The organism is Alishewanella sp. HL-SH05 (genome assembly GCF_052655985.1).
Window position 1 is genome coordinate 2998043 of the sequence record NZ_CP199753.1, and the last position, 20750, is coordinate 3018792.

12 protein-coding genes and 1 pseudogene are annotated in these 20750 nt (G+C 46.2%); 4 read left to right on the forward strand and 9 right to left on the reverse strand.

Features of this window, described 5'->3' with window-relative positions; translation table 11 throughout:
- Nucleotides 1-23 precede the first annotated feature (23 nt).
- The 4 genes and pseudogenes from ACUJFL_RS13780 to ACUJFL_RS13795 all read right to left on the reverse strand — a co-directional run bounded on the left by ACUJFL_RS13780 (nt 24) and on the right by ACUJFL_RS13795 (nt 9241).
- On the reverse strand, nt 24-1697 hold the full coding sequence (locus ACUJFL_RS13780; RefSeq protein ID WP_445427791.1) for a M28 family metallopeptidase: 1674 nt from the start codon (nt 1695-1697) through the stop codon (nt 24-26).
- Between the two features lie 63 nt (nt 1698-1760).
- The gene (locus ACUJFL_RS13785; RefSeq protein WP_226752031.1) at nt 1761-3059 is read right to left on the reverse strand and encodes an amidohydrolase family protein; all 1299 of its coding nucleotides are present in this window, start codon (nt 3057-3059) and stop codon (nt 1761-1763) included.
- Nucleotides 3059-6173: pseudogene (locus ACUJFL_RS13790) on the reverse strand (amidohydrolase family protein). Before ACUJFL_RS13790 ends, ACUJFL_RS13785 begins: the two are co-directional and overlap by 1 nt.
- A 146-nt stretch (nt 6174-6319) precedes the next feature.
- Nucleotides 6320-9241 carry a bifunctional diguanylate cyclase/phosphodiesterase gene (locus ACUJFL_RS13795; protein ID WP_445427792.1) on the reverse strand — a complete coding sequence of 974 codons (2922 nt, stop codon included), beginning with the start codon at nt 9239-9241 and terminating at the stop codon, nt 6320-6322.
- Between the two features lie 162 nt (nt 9242-9403).
- On the opposite strand from ACUJFL_RS13795, the gene ACUJFL_RS13800 reads away from it, so the two are divergent.
- The gene (locus ACUJFL_RS13800; protein WP_445427793.1) at nt 9404-9859 is read left to right on the forward strand and encodes a c-type cytochrome; all 456 of its coding nucleotides are present in this window, start codon (nt 9404-9406) and stop codon (nt 9857-9859) included.
- Nucleotides 9860-9948: 89 nt separating this feature from the next.
- On the opposite strand, the gene ACUJFL_RS13805 is transcribed toward ACUJFL_RS13800, so the two are convergent.
- Nucleotides 9949-10599: a cytochrome b/b6 domain-containing protein gene (locus ACUJFL_RS13805; protein ID WP_445427794.1), complete on the reverse strand. Its 651-nt coding sequence runs from the start codon at nt 10597-10599 to the stop codon at nt 9949-9951.
- Nucleotides 10600-10654: 55 nt separating this feature from the next.
- Between ACUJFL_RS13805 and ACUJFL_RS13810 the strand changes: the two genes are divergently transcribed.
- Together ACUJFL_RS13810 and ACUJFL_RS13815 are read left to right on the forward strand one after the other, a co-directional pair.
- On the forward strand, nt 10655-13003 hold the full coding sequence (locus tag ACUJFL_RS13810; RefSeq protein WP_445427795.1) for a penicillin acylase family protein: 2349 nt from the start codon (nt 10655-10657) through the stop codon (nt 13001-13003).
- A gap of 189 nt (nt 13004-13192) precedes the next feature.
- Nucleotides 13193-14344, forward strand: coding sequence for a chorismate mutase (locus ACUJFL_RS13815; RefSeq protein ID WP_445427796.1), 1152 nt, complete (start codon nt 13193-13195; stop codon nt 14342-14344).
- A gap of 108 nt (nt 14345-14452) precedes the next feature.
- On the opposite strand, the gene ACUJFL_RS13820 is transcribed toward ACUJFL_RS13815, so the two are convergent.
- Both ACUJFL_RS13820 and ACUJFL_RS13825 read right to left on the reverse strand, forming a co-directional pair.
- On the reverse strand, nt 14453-15859 hold the full coding sequence (locus ACUJFL_RS13820) for an MBL fold metallo-hydrolase RNA specificity domain-containing protein (RefSeq protein ID WP_226752024.1): 1407 nt from the start codon (nt 15857-15859) through the stop codon (nt 14453-14455).
- Complete coding sequence (locus tag ACUJFL_RS13825) at nt 15849-17453, reverse strand: Na/Pi cotransporter family protein (protein WP_445427797.1); 1605 nt, start codon at nt 17451-17453, stop codon at nt 15849-15851. Before ACUJFL_RS13825 ends, ACUJFL_RS13820 begins: the two co-directional genes overlap by 11 nt.
- A 103-nt stretch (nt 17454-17556) precedes the next feature.
- Here ACUJFL_RS13825 and ACUJFL_RS13830 point away from each other — a divergent pair, with 103 nt between their 5' ends.
- Nucleotides 17557-18447, forward strand: coding sequence for an LOG family protein (locus ACUJFL_RS13830; RefSeq protein ID WP_226752022.1), 891 nt, complete (start codon nt 17557-17559; stop codon nt 18445-18447).
- A gap of 48 nt (nt 18448-18495) precedes the next feature.
- Here the strand turns inward: ACUJFL_RS13830 and tyrA are convergent, their stop codons facing one another.
- Together tyrA and ACUJFL_RS13840 are read right to left on the reverse strand one after the other, a co-directional pair.
- The gene (gene tyrA, locus ACUJFL_RS13835) at nt 18496-19632 is read right to left on the reverse strand and encodes a bifunctional chorismate mutase/prephenate dehydrogenase (protein WP_226752021.1); all 1137 of its coding nucleotides are present in this window, start codon (nt 19630-19632) and stop codon (nt 18496-18498) included.
- A 5-nt stretch (nt 19633-19637) separates the two neighbouring features.
- On the reverse strand, nt 19638-20690 hold the full coding sequence (locus ACUJFL_RS13840) for a 3-deoxy-7-phosphoheptulonate synthase (RefSeq protein WP_306178869.1): 1053 nt from the start codon (nt 20688-20690) through the stop codon (nt 19638-19640).
- Between the last annotated feature and the right edge of the window lie 60 nt (nt 20691-20750).

Here is a 20750-nt window from a genome sequence, read left to right on the forward strand (position 1 = left end):
ATTAACCACTTGGTATCGAACGATTACGGCGTATTGGGTTCAGAGTTCTCTGTACGGCCAAATACCTTTCTGAAAAAACTGTCTTTGCGCCACAATGGCCGCGTTTTAGCATTCGCTACATCCAGCGCAATATTAAAATTAATATCGGCAAATACGGCGCCAGCATCATAACGAATCGCCCCATACTCTTTGGTTAAGCTGGCAATATCATCAGAAGGGCGATGATAATGCTTGGCAAAGAAACTGGCCCACACTTTACCACCCGATACCTTTGGATCGGTTGAAGTAAAACCGGTCATTAAAAACACCGCAGGCACACCTTGTTGCACTAAGCGATAATGATCTGAGCGCGTGAAGATAGCTTGCTCGGGCATCGGATCTTCACTTAAGGTTCTGCCCTCTTTTGCCGCAGCACGGGCAACCACATCACCTAGGGTCGAGTGATTTGCACCAAAAGCAATTAAATCGGCAAAAGAATACAGTAATACCGGCATATCTAAATTAACGTTAGCCACCATCTGCGAAATAGGCATTGGCGGTTGTTTCGCTAGATAATCTGCCCCTAATAAGCCTTTTTCTTCACCGGTAACCGCAGCAAACAAAATAGAGCGCTTTGGCGATGTCGGCAGTTGCGCAAATAAACGTGCGGTTTCAAGTAAGATCGCGATACCTGCAGCGTTATCCATTGCCCCGTTATTAATTTTATCTTCGCTGCGTAAATCGTTAGAAAAACCGATATGATCAGAATGTGCAGTTAATACTACATATTCCTCTTTTAACAGCGGATCGGAACCGGGTAAGGTCGCTAACACATTCGGGCTTGTCACTTGCTGGTGAGTACTTTGGCTGCTTAAGTTAACTTCGCCTTTTAACGCAAAACCTTTGGGGACCTCATCTTTTTCTAATAAAGCAAAAATATCACTCAGGTTATAACCAGCGGCAGCGAATAACAGACTGGCCGCATCAGGATGCAAAGTTGCGCCACCTTGTAACTGAGCAAAGCCCCGACCGGGGTTACCTTCGTCATCTAACCAGCTCATGCTCGGACTATTTAAATACATGAGGCTATCGGCATAGGGCCGAGTTTTTTCTTGCTGTGGCGTATGCACCGAAATAACACCGATAGCGCCCCGTTCAACCGCAAATTCGGTTTTCATACTGCCCAGATAAGCCCGCTCTTCGCTAGGTAAAAAAGCGGGTAAACCTGACAGCATGACCACGACTTTACCTTTAACGTCTAAATTCGCATAATCGTTTAAACCAAACACCTCAGAAACTAGACCATAACCAACAAACACCATTTCACCTTGCAAGTTAACAGCTTCGGTCTGCAAATTGGGCCCGGTTGTAAATTGCTGCGGGTAATCTAGAGTCAGTTGTTGCTCGGGTAAACTAAAACTAAGCTTGGCACTTCCCGGCACAATTTGCGCTTTGCGCATAGGGACACGCTGAAAGTAGGTGCCATCAGCCGCAGCCGGCACTAAACCTAATGCTTGAAATTGCTGAGCAATATAACGTGAGGCTAATTCATGGCCTCGACTCCCCGTATCACGGCCTTCTAACAAATCATCCGCTAAAAACGTCAGATGACTTTCAATCACCAAAGCGCTGGCGCGCGGGGCTTTGCTGGCTGGGGTACTGCTACAACCAGCAATAGTCATTAACGCGGCCGTACAAAGTAAAAAAATCTTTTTCATGGACTGTCTCAATAAAAAAGTGCCAGTATTCACTGGCACTGTAGATGGTAATAAAACTAAAGCTTAGTTAGCCGCTTGATAGCGTTGCTGATAACGCTGGTGTAGCTGTTTATGTTTGTTATTCAGATCAACATTGCGACCGTCAATCCATAATTGCATGATGTTATGCCCACGATAATCAAAAATATCGCCTTCAGACACGACTAAACTCGCGCTCTTACCCACCTCAATCGAGCCTAAACGATCGGCCACACCGGCAATTTGTGCCGCATCTAAGGTTAAGGATCGTAGCGCTTGCGCAGGTTCTAAACCGTAACGCGTGACATGGCCCGCAGCAAACACCAGGTTGCGGGTATCCCAGAAACCATCCAGCGATAACGCGAAACGCACACCGGCTTTTTGCAGCACACCTGGCACGCTAAAGGCTTGATCATAGGCTTCATCGGTACGCGTAGGTAAGCCATAAGGCGCGGTATAAATCACATCCACGTTATTCGCCGCCAGTTCATCTGCCATGCGCCAGCTATCGCGTCCCCCCACAATCACTAAACGGACCTTGTATTGTTTAGCTAAGCTGATGGCTTGACGCATTTGTCTTGGATCATCGGCATGAACAAATAAGGGTAATTTACCTTCAAACAACGCCAACATGGCATGCCAGCGTGAATCACGGCCACGATTTAAGCCGGCTTGCTCAGCTAAATAATAGGCTTGTGCTTGGCTAAAGTAGCTTTGTAACTGCTCCAGTTGCTCACGTTGCCGCTCTTGCTGCTTTTCCGCACTATCACGAACCCACCAACCGGTTTGTAAGCCCATGCGCGGCCAATTCACGTGTAAGCCCACATTGGCTTGCACTAGGGCATCTTGCCAATTCCAGCCGTCTAACTGCATCAATGCTGAGCGACCGGTGATCAAGCTACCATCAGGATAAATTAAGCTATGGCTAAAACCGTTGCTGCGAATCGTTGGGATCACCGCAGAATCAGCATTAAAGGCCACTTGCACTTGTAAGTCCGGGTTCGTGGCTGAGGTTTCACGATCATCACGCGTGGCACGCACGGCTTCAACTTCAATTAAGCCTAGTTGGTTAATCAAAGCAATAAGCCCCGGATACACATGCTTACCGGTTAAATCTTCTATTTGCGCCCCGGCAGGTGCCGTTAAGTTCGTACCCATCGCGGCAATTTTGCCATCGACTAGTAAGACATCTTGAATGGCCGGCTCGGTTACAACGGCGTGCACCGTCGCATTTTTCAATAATACTGGCACGCTTTGTTTCGGTGCAGGTACGGGGTTTACCGCGAGTACGCTGCTCGTTGCCAGTGTAAGTGCTGCGGCAAAAATAGTGGTTAATTTTTTCATTAATGTTGCTCCCCATGGGCATGAGCATGACTTTCTGTGGCAGAGCCAAAACCAAAGCGTAATTTCAACCAGTCATCGTTATCTTCACAATGCCAAATCGGATCATCTTGTTTATAAGCGTTGCGACTACCGTTACGAGCAGAATCACCCGCGGTTAAGACCTTTTGGATCAACTGTTGCCGCTCTTGCTCAAGCTGTTGCCGCTTTGCTAAGTCTTCAGCACGGTCGAAGTAACGAGCCCCTTCAATCCACGTTTGTTGTGCCACACTGTAAACGGATAATGGATGGGCATCCCATAACACGAAATCGGCTTGTTTACCGACGGCAATTGAACCGACTTTATCGTCAATTTTTAATTGTTTTGCTGGGTTTAACGTCACCATCTTCAAGGCTTCTTGCTCATCCATATTACAATACATGGTAGATTTTGAGGCCTCTTGATTCAAACGACGCAGTAAACCAGGATCATCAGAGTTAACGCTCACTAACATACCCTGCTCATGCATCAAACAGGTGTTAGTTGGAATGGCATCCGTGACTTCCATCTTAAAGCCCCACCAGTCAGCAAAGGTCGATGCACTGGCACCATGCGCTTTCATTTCACTCGCTACCTTGTAGCCTTCTAAGATGTGGGTGTAAGTATTCACTTTGAAACCCATTTCATCAGCAACTTTCATCAACATTAAAATTTCAGAAGCCACATAAGAGTGTGTATGAATATGACGTTTACCTTCTAGAATTTCGACCAAGGTATCCATCTGATAATCACGGCGAGGGGGGCAACACGGCCTTGCTCACGCTTAGACAGTTTATTGAACGCTTGCCAAGCCGCACGGTATTCTTTAGCTGCTTGGAATTGATCGCGAATAAAGGTTTCAACACCAATACGAGTTTGTGGGTATCGTGTATTGAACTCAGAGCCCCAATTAGATTGCTTTACGTTTTCACCTAATGCAAATTTGATACTCGGTGGTGCATCTTTAAATTTCAGCCCTTCTGCATCTTGACCCCAGCGTAAGCTAATAATTTGCGCACGACCTCCAATCGGGTTAGCACTGCCATGTAGTACCTGCACTGCGGTAACACCACCGGCTAACGCACGATAGATATTGATATCATCTGAGTTAATCACATCACCTAAGTGCACTTCGGCGGTATTAGCATGTGAACCCTCGTTCACCCCTTGCTCGGTGGCAATATGTGAGTGTTCGTCAATAATACCTGGCGTTAAATGTAAACCTGTGGCATCGATTACTTTATAACCGCGTGGCGTAGTCAGGTTTTGGCCAATTTTCTCAAACTTACCATTGCGCACTAGCACATCACTTTCGGTCAACACACCGTCTGCTGTTGCTGTCCACACGGTCGCATTTTTGATATGCAGGTTTTGTTGCTGCGGTAAAGCATCTAAACCAAAAGCACGATTAGGATAAGTCAGTTTCGACAACATTGCTGGCGCGGCTTTAGCGGTTTTGGCATCTTTACTGCTGGCTGCAATTTGCTGTTTGGCGCTGACAGCCACTTCACTACCCTGTGCATCTAACCAATAACCCTTAAGTTGTTGCTCAGACCAAACACCATTAAATTGCAGCACCGCAGCTTGTTCGGTGAGCTCTTGTAACGGCAAGCTAAATTGTAACCGCTCGTCTTGCACCATCAGGTGCGTCAGTTTCACTTTTTTGTCACCGATTACCGCTTCACCGCTTATTTTCGGCGCCGTACCCGTTAGCGTCACGCTAAACGTTTGATCTTGATAAGTGAGTTGATACTCACCAGCAAAAGCGGTGGGTTGCACACTGGTAAAGCGTTTTTCTTGGCCACGCAACCAGGTTGCGACAATTTCACCGTCGGTGAACAGATCACCTCGGCTGATCACAAGATCGGCCTGATAACCGGCAGCAATTTTACCTAACCGATCGTCTAAACCCAGTAAGCTTGCTGGTGTGGTGGTTAAGGCTGCGAGCGCTTGCTGTTTATCTAAGCCGTATTGAATAGCTTTGCGTAAGTTGGGTAAAAACTCGGCTTTTTTAGTTAAACCATGCGTTGTGAAGGCAAAGTTTACCCCAGCTTTAGCCACTTCAGCCGGGTTAGCTGGTGCACGCTCCCAGTGCCGTAAATCAGCAAGATTCACGTCTAAACGCTGCTCAGCCGCGCTAACCTGCGGTGCGGCGGGAAAATTCAGCGGTAGCAATAAAGGTTTACCGGTCGCTTTAATTTGTGGCAAGCGGCTGTATTCATAGCCAGAGCCTAATAACAGCGCATTTTTAAGATTAAATTCGCTGAGTAATTGATTGGCGCGCAGTAATGAACGATCGTCTGTAGTATCAAACAAGATGCCCTGGCTGCTTAAACTGCTAAGCGCTTCCAAAGCTGCGTTAAACTCAACCGGCTTACCCTGAACGCTTAAATTCGGGCTAGCCGTGGCCGCTTGATACCAATTAGCGTCGGACAAGGTTTGACGGATTAGCGCAATAGATCCCATCAACGAAGAAGGATAGGTTTGCTGTGAACTGCCTTTGCTAAAAGATAAAAAATGCTGAGCGTCAGCTTTTAAAATTAAATCATTTGGCAAGCCTTCACCTAAAGAAGCAACAAAAGCGGTTCCACGAAAAATACCGTCTTGGCGGGCACTTTGTACCGTAGTAAAACCAGCTTTTAATAACTCGGTTGCTGCTTTACTATCGGGTTTAAATTGGGTTGCCCAACGTTGCTGTGCATGAATGGCGTCGTTTGCCGCATTGCCCCCCTTCGTTCATTTTCATAAATTGGGTTACGACCACCAAAGCGCGCACGCTCAACCTGACTAGCAGCAGTAACACCATATTGAGTATAAGGGTCAATAAAACCGGGATATACAAAGTAACCTTGTAAATCAAAAGTTTGATAACCGGCAGGGATCTTAGCGCTGGTTGAAACCGCTTCAATTTTACCATCACGAATTAAGATGGTTGCACCGGTAAGTTCTTTGCCAGGCTCAGTCAGAACAGTGGCATTGGTTAGAGCCATGAGATTCGGGGTTTTATCCCGGATCCCTAACTCTGGCGTGGTTTGAGCCGCATAGCTAGTAGCGCTAAGCAAAGCCAAGGTCAAAAGTGACAGGCGAGCTGATATCATAACGTTTTCCTGGTTTTGAGTGGATGTAAGGTATCACAGCGTTAATTGCGGTTAGCGCAGACGGTTTAGTCAATAACCCCGGCGTGTTAGTGGTGTTAATCGAAACAACAATTACCTCGCACTGAACGACCGAATGATCCTTTAACTTATGTTTTTATTGTAAATGTCAGGTGACTTAACTCTTGCTCTGCCAACGGCATGCTGTAGTAATAACCCTGTACAACATAGCAAGCATTTTGCTTTAAGAAGTCAACTTGAGCTTCTGACTCGACCCCTTCAGCGACAACGCGTAATTGCATCTTTTGCGCCATCGCAATAATGGCAGAGACAATATCCATATCATTCCGATCTTCTGGAATATCTTTAACAAAAGAGCGGTCGATTTTCAGCTCGTCTACTGGGAATCGCTTCAAATAATTAAGCGATGAATAGCCTGTACCAAAGTCATCAATAGATAAAGAGACTCCGAGACGTTTTAACTGATTTAACTGTTTAATAGCCGCATCAGTGTCGCCCATCAGCATACTTTCGGTAATTTCAAACACTAAATAGCTTGGATCGACACCGGTCCGCTGGATAATTTGTTCAATCATCGTCGGTAAACGATTATCGTTAAATTGGCGCGCCGATAAGTTAATTGACAGACTAACGGCATAGCCACGGCTGTGTTGTCGAGCCAGAAAACGGCATGACTCCAGAATAATCCACTCACCAATTTTCACAATCAAACCGGTACTTTCCGCCACTGGAATAAAGCGCGCCGGAGGCACCAGGGTATTGTCGGGTCGCAGCCAGCGGATCAAGGCCTCATAACCCACTAGAGTGTCATCTTGAATATCAATTTTGGGTTGGTAATACATCAGGAATTGCTGCTCGCGGATTGCTTCACGTAACTGATTTTCAATCAATAAACGATCGGTCGCTGCTTCATTTAACTCGCGTGAGAAAAACCGGTAAGTATTTTTGCCACGCGCTTTTGCTTCATACATGGCCAAATCAGCATGTTTTATCAGAACTTCTTCTTCCGCGCCGTCATCAGGCGCCACAGTAATACCAATAGAAGCACTAATGGCAACCGTATGTGTTCCTAATTGCACTGGCTGAGTAAAGGCTTGTTGTAAATTGCCGGCAATCTGCCCTGCATGCATTTTGTCTTTTATATCGCTTAAAATAACGGCAAATTCATCGCCGCCGAGCCTGGCGATTGTATCATCTTCACGCAAACGTGAGGTTAAACGCTTAGCCACTTCGATCAGTAATTCATCGCCAGCGTCGTGGCCTAAAGTATCATTAATTAATTTAAATTCGTCTAAGTCAAAGTACAACAAAGCAAAGGTGTAATAACCGCGTTGCGACATGGAAATGGCTTTGCGTAATTGGTTGCGGAAATAACTGCGATTGGCCAAGCCAGTGAGTGAGTCGAAGTAAGCCAATTGCTCCATTTGCTTTTGGCTGCGCTTAATAAAAGAAATGTCCTGCATCGCCGCAACATAATGAGATAACTCACCACGCTCGTCTCGGATCGGCGCTAAAGCTAAAGTGACCCAAGCTTGTTCTGTTTCGTCTGTGGCATCTTCTTGCAATAACAAGACATCACCGCGCCAGTGTTGCCGCTCTGCCAATGACTGCATCATATCATTGGTCAGTTTTTGCATATCTTCAGCGAACAAACTACTTAAGGGTTTTCCCAAGATACTAGCGCTTTGAACCTTTAACAACGTCGTCAAAAAGGGGTTTACGTATTCAATATCAAGATGCTTATTAGTAATCACAATTCCTGAACTGGAAAAAGCGACCGCTTTACTGAGTTTACGCGCCAGCATTTCGGCTTGTTCTTTTTCGGCAATCCGCGTATCTAAACCCGTCACTAATTGATTGATTTCTTCAAACATTGCTGTGAAGGCGCGGTTTAAAATACCCAGTTCATCGTGTTTGGTATCCAATTGTAAGCCAGGATGTGCCCCACGTCCGACCCGATTTACCGCAGAGGCTAATTTTTTCAGCCGTTTTAACAGCATTTGGTTAATGAAAAAATGCAGTAACAGCGTCACGGCAATCGCCACTAAGAAGGTTAAAAACAGCATACGAGGAACAAATAATTTTTGCTGTTGTAATAAAGTTTGTTTTTCTTGATAAAGCGCAAACTGCCAATCTAAACGATTAAAGGCACTTAGCGCCATCAAAAAACGGCTATTACTCAAGTTTTGATTGGGCGTTTGCAGTAATTCACTTAATACAGGGACGTTCACTTTAGCCCCCTGATAAGGGCTAAACATCGGTAAATTGCGCATTGAGGACGACACGCTATCGCTGATGGCTTGCCCCATTCTATCGAGCAGCAAAGCATGGGTATTTGGCTTGTATTCAGCCGAGGCGCTGCGATGTTGTGTTAATTCTGAAAGAGGCAGGGTAAAACCCATTACGCCAAGAAACTGTTCTTGCTGATAGACCGGCAGCAAGATACTTAGCATCCATTGTTGCCAAATACTGTCAAAATACACCGGGCTCCAGCGCAAACTGCGTTCAGGGTTTTGCTCTGGTGCCGCTAATTGAAATAAGGGGTTATTCAATAAGGAAATATCGACCGAAAAATCTGCTGCCCACCCTGCTGGCGTCACCTGAACATAGTTATCTTTCGCAATAAAAAACACGGCAAAGAAATCATGTTGCAACAAGGGCACAGTATCCTGCCAAACCGCAGTGCTGCGCTGTAATAAACTATTTTGCACATTGACTTGGGCGTCCGGCGCAATATACAGGCCAGAAAAGTCATTTTGTTGGCGACGTGAACCATCGGCTAAGGTAGTTAATAAGGCTGCATTAGAACGGGTAACTGGGCGCTCGTTTAATTGCTCACTGATGAGTTGGTGAGCTCGCCGTGCTTTAATTTCTTGTTTTTCGAGGTATTTGTCTAATTGTTGATGATATAGGTCACTATTGCGCTGCAATAGTGCTTGTTTTTTTAACTGCATTTCCTCATCAGTTTGCTGTTGATACAGGCCATAAGTAAACATCACGGTAAGACCGGCAATCAGCATAGCCAAAAACACCAGGATTGAAAATTTCAAACCCAGTGAGTTGAATCCTTTGGCATTATTATGGGTAAGATCCTTCACGAATTCGGCTCACTGCTGTTATAGTGACCTGATAGTATCCCTGTCAGGTATGCAATAAAGACTACTTGTACTTTACCATTATTTTACGACAATCGACTAGAAGAGAGTAATAATATGAAAAAAGCCCTAATTTCTTCCCTACTTTGTTTATCTTTCGCGTTACCGGTCGTCGCCGCTACGGCATTTACTGACGGTAAAGATGCGGTGTCATACCGTCAAGCAAACTTTCAGATGATCCGCCATAACATGGGCGACATCCAAGATATGATCCGGGGTAATGTGGCTTTTGACGTTGAGCGCGTGCAGCGTCGTGCTGAGGCGCTAGCCTTATTGTCGCAACTGCCATGGGAAACGTTTACCGTGCCAGGCACTCAAGCCGCGGGCGGTGAAGTAAAACCGGCTATTTGGGATAACTTAGTGGATGTGCAAGAGCGTGGTGAAAAACTGGCCGCAGATGCTGCCGCTTTATTAGTTGCAGCAAAGGCCGGCGAGCAAGCCGCTATTCGCAAAGCGTTTGGCGACTATGCACGTAACTGTAAAGCTTGTCATGATAAATACAAAGCTGATTAATAAACTCAGCTTGTTAAGCTGATTATCTCAAGCCCGCTGGCATGTGGTAACCGCATACCAGCGGGCTCTTTGCTAAATAGTAAACGTTTTCAAAGAAACAAGATCAGAATACGACCTTGCCACAGATAAAAACCGAGCAGCACCAGTAGCACGATAACAAAATAACTCCATGTTGATTTCAACTGCGGGGTGGCGTTTGCAGGCACATCATTTTTACCATTGAACATCGACAATATGACATTGTCGTGACGCCAGCTATGCCAAACAGCAGCAAACACATGCACAAACACCGCGATTAAAATCAGATCGATTACGGTTTTATGCACATCAGAAGCCAGCGACACCCAACTTTCAGGCAAATATGCAACTAAAGGGCCGTCACTAATATAACTGTTATCAAAAGTGGCTAGGCCACTGAGAATTTGCAGCGTTAATAAGCCTAACAGCGTAAAAATCATATAAGAACCGGCCGGATTATGACCAAGCACCGGTTTTGGCTTGCGTAAAAAACGCCAAGCAGCAAGGGGTGAATAGCTAAAATTGCGAAAACGCGCAGTACTACTACCAAAAAAGCCCCAATACAGGCGCCCAATTAACAATGCCGCTAAACTGTAAGCTAACAATTGATGCTGTGCCATCAAACCTTCGGTACCGGTATACCACAGCCCAAGCAGCAGCAACACTTGCGACCAATGAAATACCCTGACGGCGAGATCCCACACTTGCATCTTTCTTAACATTGAACTTTCCTTTTGTTGTGCTAACCTTTTGATCTTATATCAGCAGGACATAAAAATGAAAATAATCAGCTGGCTGTTGTCGCTAGTCGTGGCCGTGATATTAATTGTATTGGCTGTGGCTTATTATTGGCTTAACGGCAGTTTACCCGATTACAACGGTCGCTATCAGGCCCCCATAGCACATCCGGTTAGTTTAAAGCGCGATCAACTTGGTTACTTAACCATCCACGCCACCGACCGTTCAGATACCGCTTATGCACTGGGCTTTGCGCACGCTCAAGAACGTTTCTTTCAAATGGATTTATCACGGCGCAGTGCAGCCGGTGAATTATCTGCTTTATTCGGGAAGCAAGCACTGAACACCGACATCAGCCATCGCCGCCACCTGTTTCGACAACGCGCCGAACATATCCTGACACAGCTCAAGGCACCAGATCTCGAGTTATTAGCCGCTTACAGTCGAGGTGTTAACGATGGCTTAAACCGCTTACGCCAACCCCCTTTTGAATATCTGTTATTACAAACGACGCCCGAGCCTTGGTTAGAGCAAGATAGTCTGTTAGTCATTTACAGTATGTACCTAGATTTACAGGGCAAAATGGGGCGTGATGATTATGCGATGACCAAATTAAAAGCCGCGTTACCAGAAGACTGGTATCAGTTTTTGCAACAGCATAGCCCACTGTGGCAAGCGGCCATTGATGGTAGCGAACAGCAAGCCATTGCCCTACCTAGCTCACCGTATCCCAGTGTTTTACAACAGCAATTAAGTTGTATTGAATGCACACCGGCTGACGCAGTCGATTTAGGCAGTAATAATTTTGCGGTTGCCGGCCACTTAACCGGGCATGGCGCAGCCATTTTGGCTGATGATATGCATTTATCGCTAAGGGTGCCAGGCGTCTGGTTCAAAACGCAATTAAATTGGGTTGAAGATCAGCAAGCGCAGCAAGTCACGGGTTTAAGTTTACCCGGTACACCGGCAATTGTGGTCGGTAGTAATGGCAAAATTGCATGGGGTTTTACCAATAGTACTGCCGATTGGCATGATTTAATCAGCCTAACCCTGTCTGATGATGAACAGCAGTATCTTAGCCCCAACGGCTGGCAACCTCTTGAGTACATCACTGAGCGCATTACCATTCGCGACGCGCCAGCGCATTCACTATTAATCAAACAAACCGAATGGGGCCCGCTTATCCCCTTTGCGGATGGTCAACCTTATGCTCTGCGTTGGATAGCCCATGATCCGCAAGCGGTGAACCTGAACTTACGTTATTTAGAAAAGGCTGAGTCTGCGGCCGAAGTGTTGCGTTTTGCTAATACTATGGGTATTCCCGCACAAAACGTGTTAGTTGCCGACCAACAAGGTCATATTGGCTGGTCTATATTTGGTCCAATGCGTCAGCGCCATGTGGCCGATTGGGATACCGCTCAGGATTGGAGCAAGGGTGATAACTACTGGGGCGAACAGTTAGAGGCGGCCGCTTATCCGCAACTCCTCAACCCAACGTCAGGTCGGTTGTGGTCTGCGAATGCTCGCACCGTAGGTGGCGAGTTTTATAAGCTGTTAGGAAATGGCGGCTATGATTTAGGCGCAAGGGGTAAACAAATAGCCGATGCGTTAGCTGCGCTGCCCCAAGCGGATGAATTGGCGCTACATCAAATACAGCTGGATATCCAAGCGCATTTATTGCAGCCGTGGCAGGCATTATTACTCGATACCCTTTCACCTGAGCGCAGTGAGCAATATCAATTGACCGAGTTTCGCCAGCTGATCGCGCAGTCTAGCTTAAAAGCAGATGTAAATGATGTCGGTTACACTTTGCTTCGGCAATTTCGTTTAACTACGCTAGAACTGACCTTTGCGCCCCTGTCAGCGTTATTAGAGCAAGTGGGTAGTCGCAGCAGTGATTTAAAATATTCAATGGAAACGCCATTTTGGTTAATGCTTGCGGCAAATCGCGCTGACACCTTACCGGCCAACTATCAAAGCTGGCAGGATTTACTGTTAAGCGCAGCCAAGCAAACCGAGCAAAATATTCAAGCACAATACGGTAGCTTAACCCAAGCCAACTGGGGCACGCGTAATACCAGTAAAATTAAACATCCTTTGTCTGGCGCTATTCCGCTGATTGGCCACTGGCTCAATATGGCCGATACCCCGCTATCGGGTGATAGTCATATGCCAAAGGTGCAACATCCGGCATTTGGTCAATCGCAAAGAATGGTGGTTGCACCTGGTTTTGAAGAATTAGGCGTCTTAGTGATCAGCAGTGGTCAATCCGGTCACCCCCTTTCCCCTTTTTATCGTAGCGATCATCCTTATTGGCTTGCTGAAGTTGCTTTGCCCTTTTTACCTGGGCCAGAAAAATATCAACAACAGTTAATACCTAACCCTTGACTTTAGCCATCCAGACGGATTAAGGTGTGCAATATGAAGATGATGATTTGCTCGCTCGGTTTTTTTAGCTTTACCCCCTAGCATTGGGAGGTAGCTGAGCGTGCACGCACGAAAAGCCCAAAACCTCCCCACTCGGGAGGTTTTTTTTGCAAGTTGACCCTTAAACATAGGTGTAGCACGAGGCCAAATATGGAATTAAATGAGATCCGCACTGCGATTAGTGAAACTGATCAGCAATTATTGAGCTTGCTGTCTAAACGTCGCAAGTTGGCACTGGCCGTGGCAGAAGCAAAGCTATCCCAAAATAAACCTATTCGCGATCAACAACGCGAGCAAGAATTATTATTGTCGCTGATTGAAAAAGGCAAATCGCTGGAACTCGATGCACACTATGTTACGCAGTTATTTCAAGTTGTCATTGAAGACTCGGTATTACAGCAACAAGCTAAAGTGCAAGGCCAATTAAACGGTGATAATTCCCCAGTAGTGAGAGTGGCGTTTTTAGGCGGGCAAGGCTCTTACAGTTACTGGGCAACCCAAAAATACTTTACCCGTCGCGCCGAGCGTATTATCGAATTAGGCTGCGATAGCTTTAATGAAATTGTCAAAGCGGTAGAAACCGGCCATGCCGACTATGCGGTATTACCGATTGAGAATACCTCGTCAGGTTCAATTAACGAAGTGTATGACATCTTACAACATACCCGTTTATCGATTGTAGGTGAACTCACGCACCCCATTGAACATTGCTTACTCGGCTTACCGGGTACCGATCTCACGAAAATCCGCCAAGTGTGTTCTCATCCGCAAGTGATTGCGCAGTGTAGTCAGTTTTTACTCGGTTTAACGAACGTGAAAATAGACTACTGTGAAAGCTCTTCCGCCGCGTTTGCCAAAGTAAAAGAGTTACAGGACCCCAGTATTATTGCTATTGGTGGCGAGGAAGGCGGCAAACTCTATGGTTTAGAAGTACTGACACGCCAATTAGCCAATCAAAAAGCCAATATCAGCCGCTTTATTGTGGTCGCCCGTAAATCGGTTAATGTTGCCAAAGCTATCCCAGCAAAAACCACTTTTATTATGTATACGGGGCAGCAACCCGGTGCACTGGTAGAAGCCTTGTTAGTGTTAAAGCAACATGGCATTAGTATGAGTAAATTAGAATCGCGCCCGATCAACGGCAACCCTTGGGAAGAAATGTTTTATGTGGATGTTTCTGCCAATCTGAACGACTACGCCATGACTCGCGCACTAGAAGAGTTAAATAACCTGACAAAATTTATCAAAGTACTGGGGTGCTATCCAAGCGATGATATCACGCCAACGCAACCTGAGCGTTAAATGATACAACAGCCACTTGAGCGAATACCGAGCAGTATAGTGTGTTATTAAACAGCATTAACTGACGGGCATTAGCACAGTGGCTGCCTCTGCTTGTCGTAAACTCCGTTAGAAATCGAAGCTATCGCCTTTCGCCGGAATTTGCGAAGCAATACCGAGCTCGGCTAACTTTTCTTGTAAAACCAATTGCGCCTCAGGCTCACCATGGATTAAGTAAAAATCGGGTTGACCCGTAATGGCTTTAGCCCATGCTAATAACTCGCTTTGCCCTGCATGTGCAGAAAAGCCGCCAATAGTATGTACATTAGCTTTCACCACGATATCTTGCCCAAACATTTTCACACGTTTTTCGCCGTCAACCAGTCGCCGACCTAAAGTACCTCGGGCTTGAAAGCCGATAAAGATAAGGTGATTGGTATTTTTCCAGAGGTTATGTTTTAAGTGGTGCACAATACGACCACCATTACACATACCGCTTCCCGCAATAATAATCGCTCCTTGGCTGATCCGATTAATCGCCATCGAATCTTCAACGGTTTCTGATAATTTCAAAATCGGCAGTAATTGTTGTAGCGTCATGCCCGGTTTGTAACCAATTTTATCTAAATCGGCTTGATCAAGGCGATGCAAGTACTCGTTATAGATCTTGGTAATGCTAATGGCCATTGGGCTGTCTAAAAACACCATACGTTGCTTTAAACGGCCTTGTTTAAAGAGCAAGGCGAGATAATACAAAATCTCTTGCGAGCGCCCTAAAGCAAACGCGGGGATAAATACATTACCATTTTCGTTATAGGCTTGTTCAAGTGCTGCAGCAAGCTCTTCAATGGTATCGGCTAGCGGTTGGTGGTCACGATTTCCATAAGTACTTTCCATTAACACGATATCAGCCTGACCAATATCCGTAGCCGGTGGTAACAGCACCGTAGCAGGGTTGCCAAGATCGCCAGAAAACACCAACTTGCGCATGGCTTGCTTTCCCTTCAACCACAGTTGCACAATAGCCGAGCCTAAAATATGCCCCGCATCAGCAAACTCCAGCTCTACGCCATCGAGCGGGAAACCGCGTTTGCTGTAGGGTAACTCCACAATCAAGTCCACCACACGCTCGACATCCTTTACCGACATCACCGGCGATTGCGGCTTTTTACCCGCACGCACCGCTTTTTTATTTTGCCATTCCAAATCTTTTAAATATAAGTTAACCGAATCTTTCAGTAGCACCGGTAAAATATCAGCGGTGCCCGGTGTGCAATAAATTTTGCCATGAAACCCTTTAGAGACTAACAAGGGTAATAAACCACTGTGATCGATGTGTGCGTGAGATAACACCACCGCATCAATGTCTTTGGCATTAAAAGGAAAACGAAACTTGTGCCATTCCCTAACCTGATCATGGCCTTGTACCATGCCACATTCGAGTAATAGTTGCTGATGAGGTAACTTGATCAGATAACAGGAGCCGGTGACTTGCTGAGCAGCACCGATGAAGGTCAAACTGGCATTAACTGGCATGACTGTGTTCCTCTTGTTCTTGTTGGGATGTCGGCCCGTCTGTTGTGGTAAGTAGCGCACCTAACGAGAGCATGGCTTTGGTCAGTTGTTGATTAAAGCGGCGTAATTCCGCAATTCGTAACAGCTGATCGCCACCATTGTCGGTACTCACGCGTTCGGTCAGTACCAATAGATACAATTGTTCTTTAATTTTATGGCGTTGTTTCATTAAATCCCGATAGCAACTGCGCACTTTGGCTGCATCTTCTGGCCAATGCGCCTGTTGTAATTGTTGCCATAACGTTTGCTCCGGCATAAACGCAGTCGCATTGCTGGTTAATTGCTTAGCAAGCTGCGGTAGCAATTGAATCGTCATTTCTAAGCGCATTTGATTTTTAATAAGTTCATTTAACGCTTTAGACTCGGCGGCGGACAATTTACTTTTACCCAATTTTAATAAATAACCGTTCAGCTCGGTTTGTAATTGCTTGATGTTATTTAAGCCCGTGCTGGTTTGAGGTGTATCAGCATGCAACATCAAGGCTTGCTGACTAATCAGTTGGCCAACATGCAGTGTTTCCATAATCAAACTTTTAATCGCAACCGACGGAATACTTAAACTAGACGCATCTAACATGCGTAATTGACCGGGGCTGTGCTGTCGAAAACGGCCATTTAAAAAAAGCACCAAGCGAGTGGTTAAAGGCCACATTAACAGAACACCCAGCACATTAAATAGCGTATGAAACAAGGCCAAGCTGATGGCGGGGTTTGGGTCGTGAAATAACGCCTGCTGCAGTTGCAAAATAAGCCATAACAAAGGGCTGATCAGCAATACCGCAACCACACCGGTTATCACATTAAAAATTACATGCAATAGCGCTAAGCGTTTAGCCTGTGCCGTGGCCGCTAAAGTTGACATTATCGCGGTTGAAGTGGTGCCAAGGTTAGCCCCAATAACAAAAGCCGCCGCTAACGACAACGGAAGAACACCCGCAGAAACTGCGGTAATCACTAAGGCAATCACCGCTATTGACGCTTGCATTAACACACTTAATAACGTGCCTAATGCCACCCCTAACAATATGCCCCATAAGCCCCATTGGCTTAACGCTGAAAATTCAATATCGAGAAAAACAGCATTAAAACCTTCTTTTAAAAAACCCAGCCCTAAAAAGAAAAAACCGAAGCCGACTAACGCCTCACCCACGCCTTGCTTTTTTACTGTCTTCGTAAACAGTTTAAGCATGGCGCCTAGGCCGACCAAGGGTAACGCAAACACTTCTATCTTAAATTGTAGACCAATTAGCGCCACAAACCAGCCGGTTAATGATGTCCCCACATTACTGCCGTAAATGACAAAGGCAGCATTTTGCAAAGATAAAATACCCGCATTAACAAAACCAATGGTGGTAATGGTGATGACCGTTGAGGATTGCACCGCAACCGTAGCCGCCGTGCCAAACACTAAGCCTTGCCAAGGTTTGGTGGTCCAACGTTGTAAAAACTGCATTAATGCTGGCCCAGCTGCCGTTTTTAGACCTTTACTAAGCCAGTCCATCCCTAACAGTAAGATCCCTAGCGCACCAAAGGTTACTAAAATATCTGACCACATAACTGTCCTAATTTTTTTATTTGTTATAACACCACTTTAACTTGTTCGCGCGGTACTATGTGTACTCTTAACAGAAAATAATTTTTCCTCAGGGGTTTTCAGTATGTCGGAAAACAGTACCTTATATAAACGCCATTTTGCCAGCGCTCAAGAATCATTAGATGCGATCACGCAATTACAAGATCATAATTCCTTTAAGCTCGCCTTCGCTGACAATGGTTTTTTAATGCAAGACGAACTGCGCCATGTTCGTCTGCAGTTAGAATATTTAAAACCACAGATGGTACTCGAGCAGCACGGCATTAATGCCACTATCGTCGTATTTGGCAGTGCCCGTTTTCTGTCACCGAGTGTTGCAGCAAGTCAACTGGCAGAGGTTCAACAACGCTATGCGGGGCAAGAACATACCGCTGAGGCTGTGAGTGCACTGCAGCAAGCGCAACGCGATGTGAGGAACAGTCAGTACTATGCAGCCTCGCAAGCATTTGCTCGCATCGTCACCACACACAATGGCAAGCATCCCGCAACAGGCTTAATGATTATCAGCGGCGGCGGCCCAGGTGTGATGGAAGCCGCCAATCGTGGGGCGATGGATGCCAATGGTAAAAGCATTGGTTTAAATATTGTTTTACCCAAAGAGCAACATCCAAACCCCTATATCACGCCTGAACTGTGTTTCCAGTTTCACTATTTTGCCATCCGCAAAATGCACTTTTTACAGCGGGCGCAGGCTTTAGTGGCCTTTCCGGGGGGCTTTGGCACTTTAGATGAGCTGTTTGAAACCCTGACACTTATTCAAACTCGTAAAGCCAAACGCGTACCAGTAATTTTATACGATAAAGCGTTTTGGCAGCGTTTAATCAATTTTGACATGCTGGCAGAAGAAGGCTTAATTAGCCCAGAAGATCTCGAGTTAATACAGTTTGTAGATACACCCGAGCAGGCGTGGGAAATTATCTATCATTTTTATGGTCTAGCTAACACAGAAACATAAACCCAGCGCTAACTCGCTGGGTTCATTGGCAATTTACTGCTGTTACCTTTAGCTGCGACCATCCGCGGCTTTTTGTAACAGCTGCTTGCTTTCGTGCAAAAACTGCCCGGCTAAATCACCAAAAAACTGTTGCCCTTTGGCAAATTCGGCCATCAAACCGGCTTTATCATTGGCTTGCAACAAGGCTAATAACTGACCAAAACGCTGCTGATAGCGTGATAATAGGCTAGCAACATCACTAGATGACAGCATAATATCGGCATATAACTCGGCATTTTGTGCAAACAAACGGCCAATCATTGCCAACTCTAACCGATAAATCGGCGAGCTCATGGCCAGCAGCTGCTGCAAATCCGCTTTTTCTTCGGCTAGATGTACGCCATAAACCAAAGATGAGAAGTGACGCATCGCTTGGATCAGTTGCATAGCACTGTCATGCGCAGCGGCCTGTTCCTCGGCGAGTTCTGCACCCCATACCGTTAATTGTTGTAGTAACCATTGATATTGCTGTTCGGCACGGCCGTGACAGACCACCACCACTTGCTTCACTAAATTCGTAATATCCGGGCCGAACATCGGATGTAAACCCACGACAGGCCCGGCATGCTGCGTCAACATCGCTTGCAAGGGCTTGTCTTTAATACTGGTTAAGTCTGCTAGCACACAATCACTTGGCAAAGCCGGTAATTTTGCAATCAACTGCGCCGTTAAGGTGATGGGCACCGCCATTAACACCAAGGCTGCATCAGCACATAAGCTGGCGGCTTCTGGCCAATCCTGTTGCTCTAACACCACCACTTGATAGCCAGAACGCGCAAATAAACTGACAAAACGCGCACCGAGCGCCCCTGCACCACCGACCACTACAACTTTACCACCGCCTTGGCGACAACAAACAAAGCTGATGTCTTGTGTGGCATAAGATTCGCGCATGATGCGCCGCAGCACATCTTCAACCAGTTCGGGCGAGACCTGCTCGGCAATAGCTTGCTGGCGACGCGCCGTTAACAGTTCATGCTCGCGCTCAGGTACGTATACCGGTAAGGCGAAATGCTGCTTCACCTGCCCGACCTGCGCAGTCACTTTAGCGCGTGCCGCTAATAGCCTGACCAGTTCAGCATCAATAGTATCGATTTGCTCGCGCAACGGTTGCAGTGCTTGTTGTGCATGATTAACGGCCGTCATCTGATCTACGCCACCGCTTGCAACGGCAACATTTGCTGATGCAAACTTGCTAACAAGGTTTCGGTTGTCGCCCAATCAATACAGGCATCGGTGACTGACACACCGTAATGCTCAGCTTTACCGGCGATCAGATCTTGCCGCCCTGCTGATAAATGACTTTCTAGCATTAAACCAATAATGGCATCATTGCCGGCTAAACGCTGCGCCACGACATCAGCGGCCACGAGCGGTTGTCGATTATGGTCTTTGTGCGAATTGCCATGACTGCAGTCGACCACAATACCGCGTGGTAATTTTAATTTATCAATTTTTTGTAAGACATCTTGAATGCTGGCTGCATCGTAATTTGGCGCACTGCCACCCCGTAAAATGATATGCCCATCCGGATTACCGGCGGTTTGCACCAAGCTCACTTCACCTTTTTGGTTAATACCAAAGAATGTGTGGCCGCTAGCGGCAGATTGCAGCGCATTGAGCGCTACATTTAAACTGCCATCGGTACCATTTTTAAAACCCACAGGCATCGACAAGCCACTGGCCATTTCACGGTGCGTTTGCGATTCCACGGTGCGGGCCCCAATCGCCGCCCAGCTAATTAAATCAGACATATATTGTGGGCTGATCGGATCGAGCGCTTCGGTTGCAACCGGCAATTCTAAATCGGCCATTTTCAGTAGCAATTCACGGCCCCAAGTTAAGCCGGTTTCTAAATCAAAGGAGTCATCAAGATGCGGATCGTTAATAAAGCCTTTCCAGCCCACTGTGGTACGTGGTTTTTCAAAGTACACGCGCATCACAATATATAAACTATCTTGGTAAGCTAGCTGCAGTGCTTTAAGTTTATGTGCATATTCCATCGCTGCAACGGGATCATGGATAGAACATGGCCCGGTCACCACCAGTAAACGTTTATCATGGCCATGAATAATGTTAGCAATATCAGTGCGTGCTTTCGCAATAAAATCTAAACCTTGAGCTGATAGTGGCAACACTTTCTTTAACACAGCAGGTGAGATCAGGGGTTTCTGGGCGACGATACGCAAATCATCAACAATCATACTCATTTAACGGTGCTCCTGTAGCGGTATGAGTCTCGGGCAGTAAATTAGCATAGATAA

What these genes read in the sequence shown, in the direction of transcription:
- ACUJFL_RS13780 (WP_445427791.1), bottom strand. Translation starts at nt 1,697, where the DNA reads ATGAAAAAGATTTTTTTACTTTGTACGGCCGCGTTAATGACTATTGCT.
- ACUJFL_RS13785 (WP_226752031.1), bottom strand. Translation starts at nt 3,059, where the DNA reads ATGAAAAAATTAACCACTATTTTTGCCGCAGCACTTACACTGGCAACG.
- ACUJFL_RS13800 (WP_445427793.1), top strand. Translation starts at nt 9,404, where the DNA reads ATGAAAAAAGCCCTAATTTCTTCCCTACTTTGTTTATCTTTCGCGTTA.
- ACUJFL_RS13805 (WP_445427794.1), bottom strand. Translation starts at nt 10,599, where the DNA reads ATGTTAAGAAAGATGCAAGTGTGGGATCTCGCCGTCAGGGTATTTCAT.
- ACUJFL_RS13810 (WP_445427795.1), top strand. Translation starts at nt 10,655, where the DNA reads ATGAAAATAATCAGCTGGCTGTTGTCGCTAGTCGTGGCCGTGATATTA.
- ACUJFL_RS13815 (WP_445427796.1), top strand. Translation starts at nt 13,193, where the DNA reads ATGGAATTAAATGAGATCCGCACTGCGATTAGTGAAACTGATCAGCAA.
- ACUJFL_RS13820 (WP_226752024.1), bottom strand. Translation starts at nt 15,859, where the DNA reads ATGCCAGTTAATGCCAGTTTGACCTTCATCGGTGCTGCTCAGCAAGTC.
- ACUJFL_RS13825 (WP_445427797.1), bottom strand. Translation starts at nt 17,453, where the DNA reads ATGTGGTCAGATATTTTAGTAACCTTTGGTGCGCTAGGGATCTTACTG.
- ACUJFL_RS13830 (WP_226752022.1), top strand. Translation starts at nt 17,557, where the DNA reads ATGTCGGAAAACAGTACCTTATATAAACGCCATTTTGCCAGCGCTCAA.
- tyrA (WP_226752021.1), bottom strand. Translation starts at nt 19,632, where the DNA reads ATGACGGCCGTTAATCATGCACAACAAGCACTGCAACCGTTGCGCGAG.
- ACUJFL_RS13840 (WP_306178869.1), bottom strand. Translation starts at nt 20,690, where the DNA reads ATGATTGTTGATGATTTGCGTATCGTCGCCCAGAAACCCCTGATCTCA.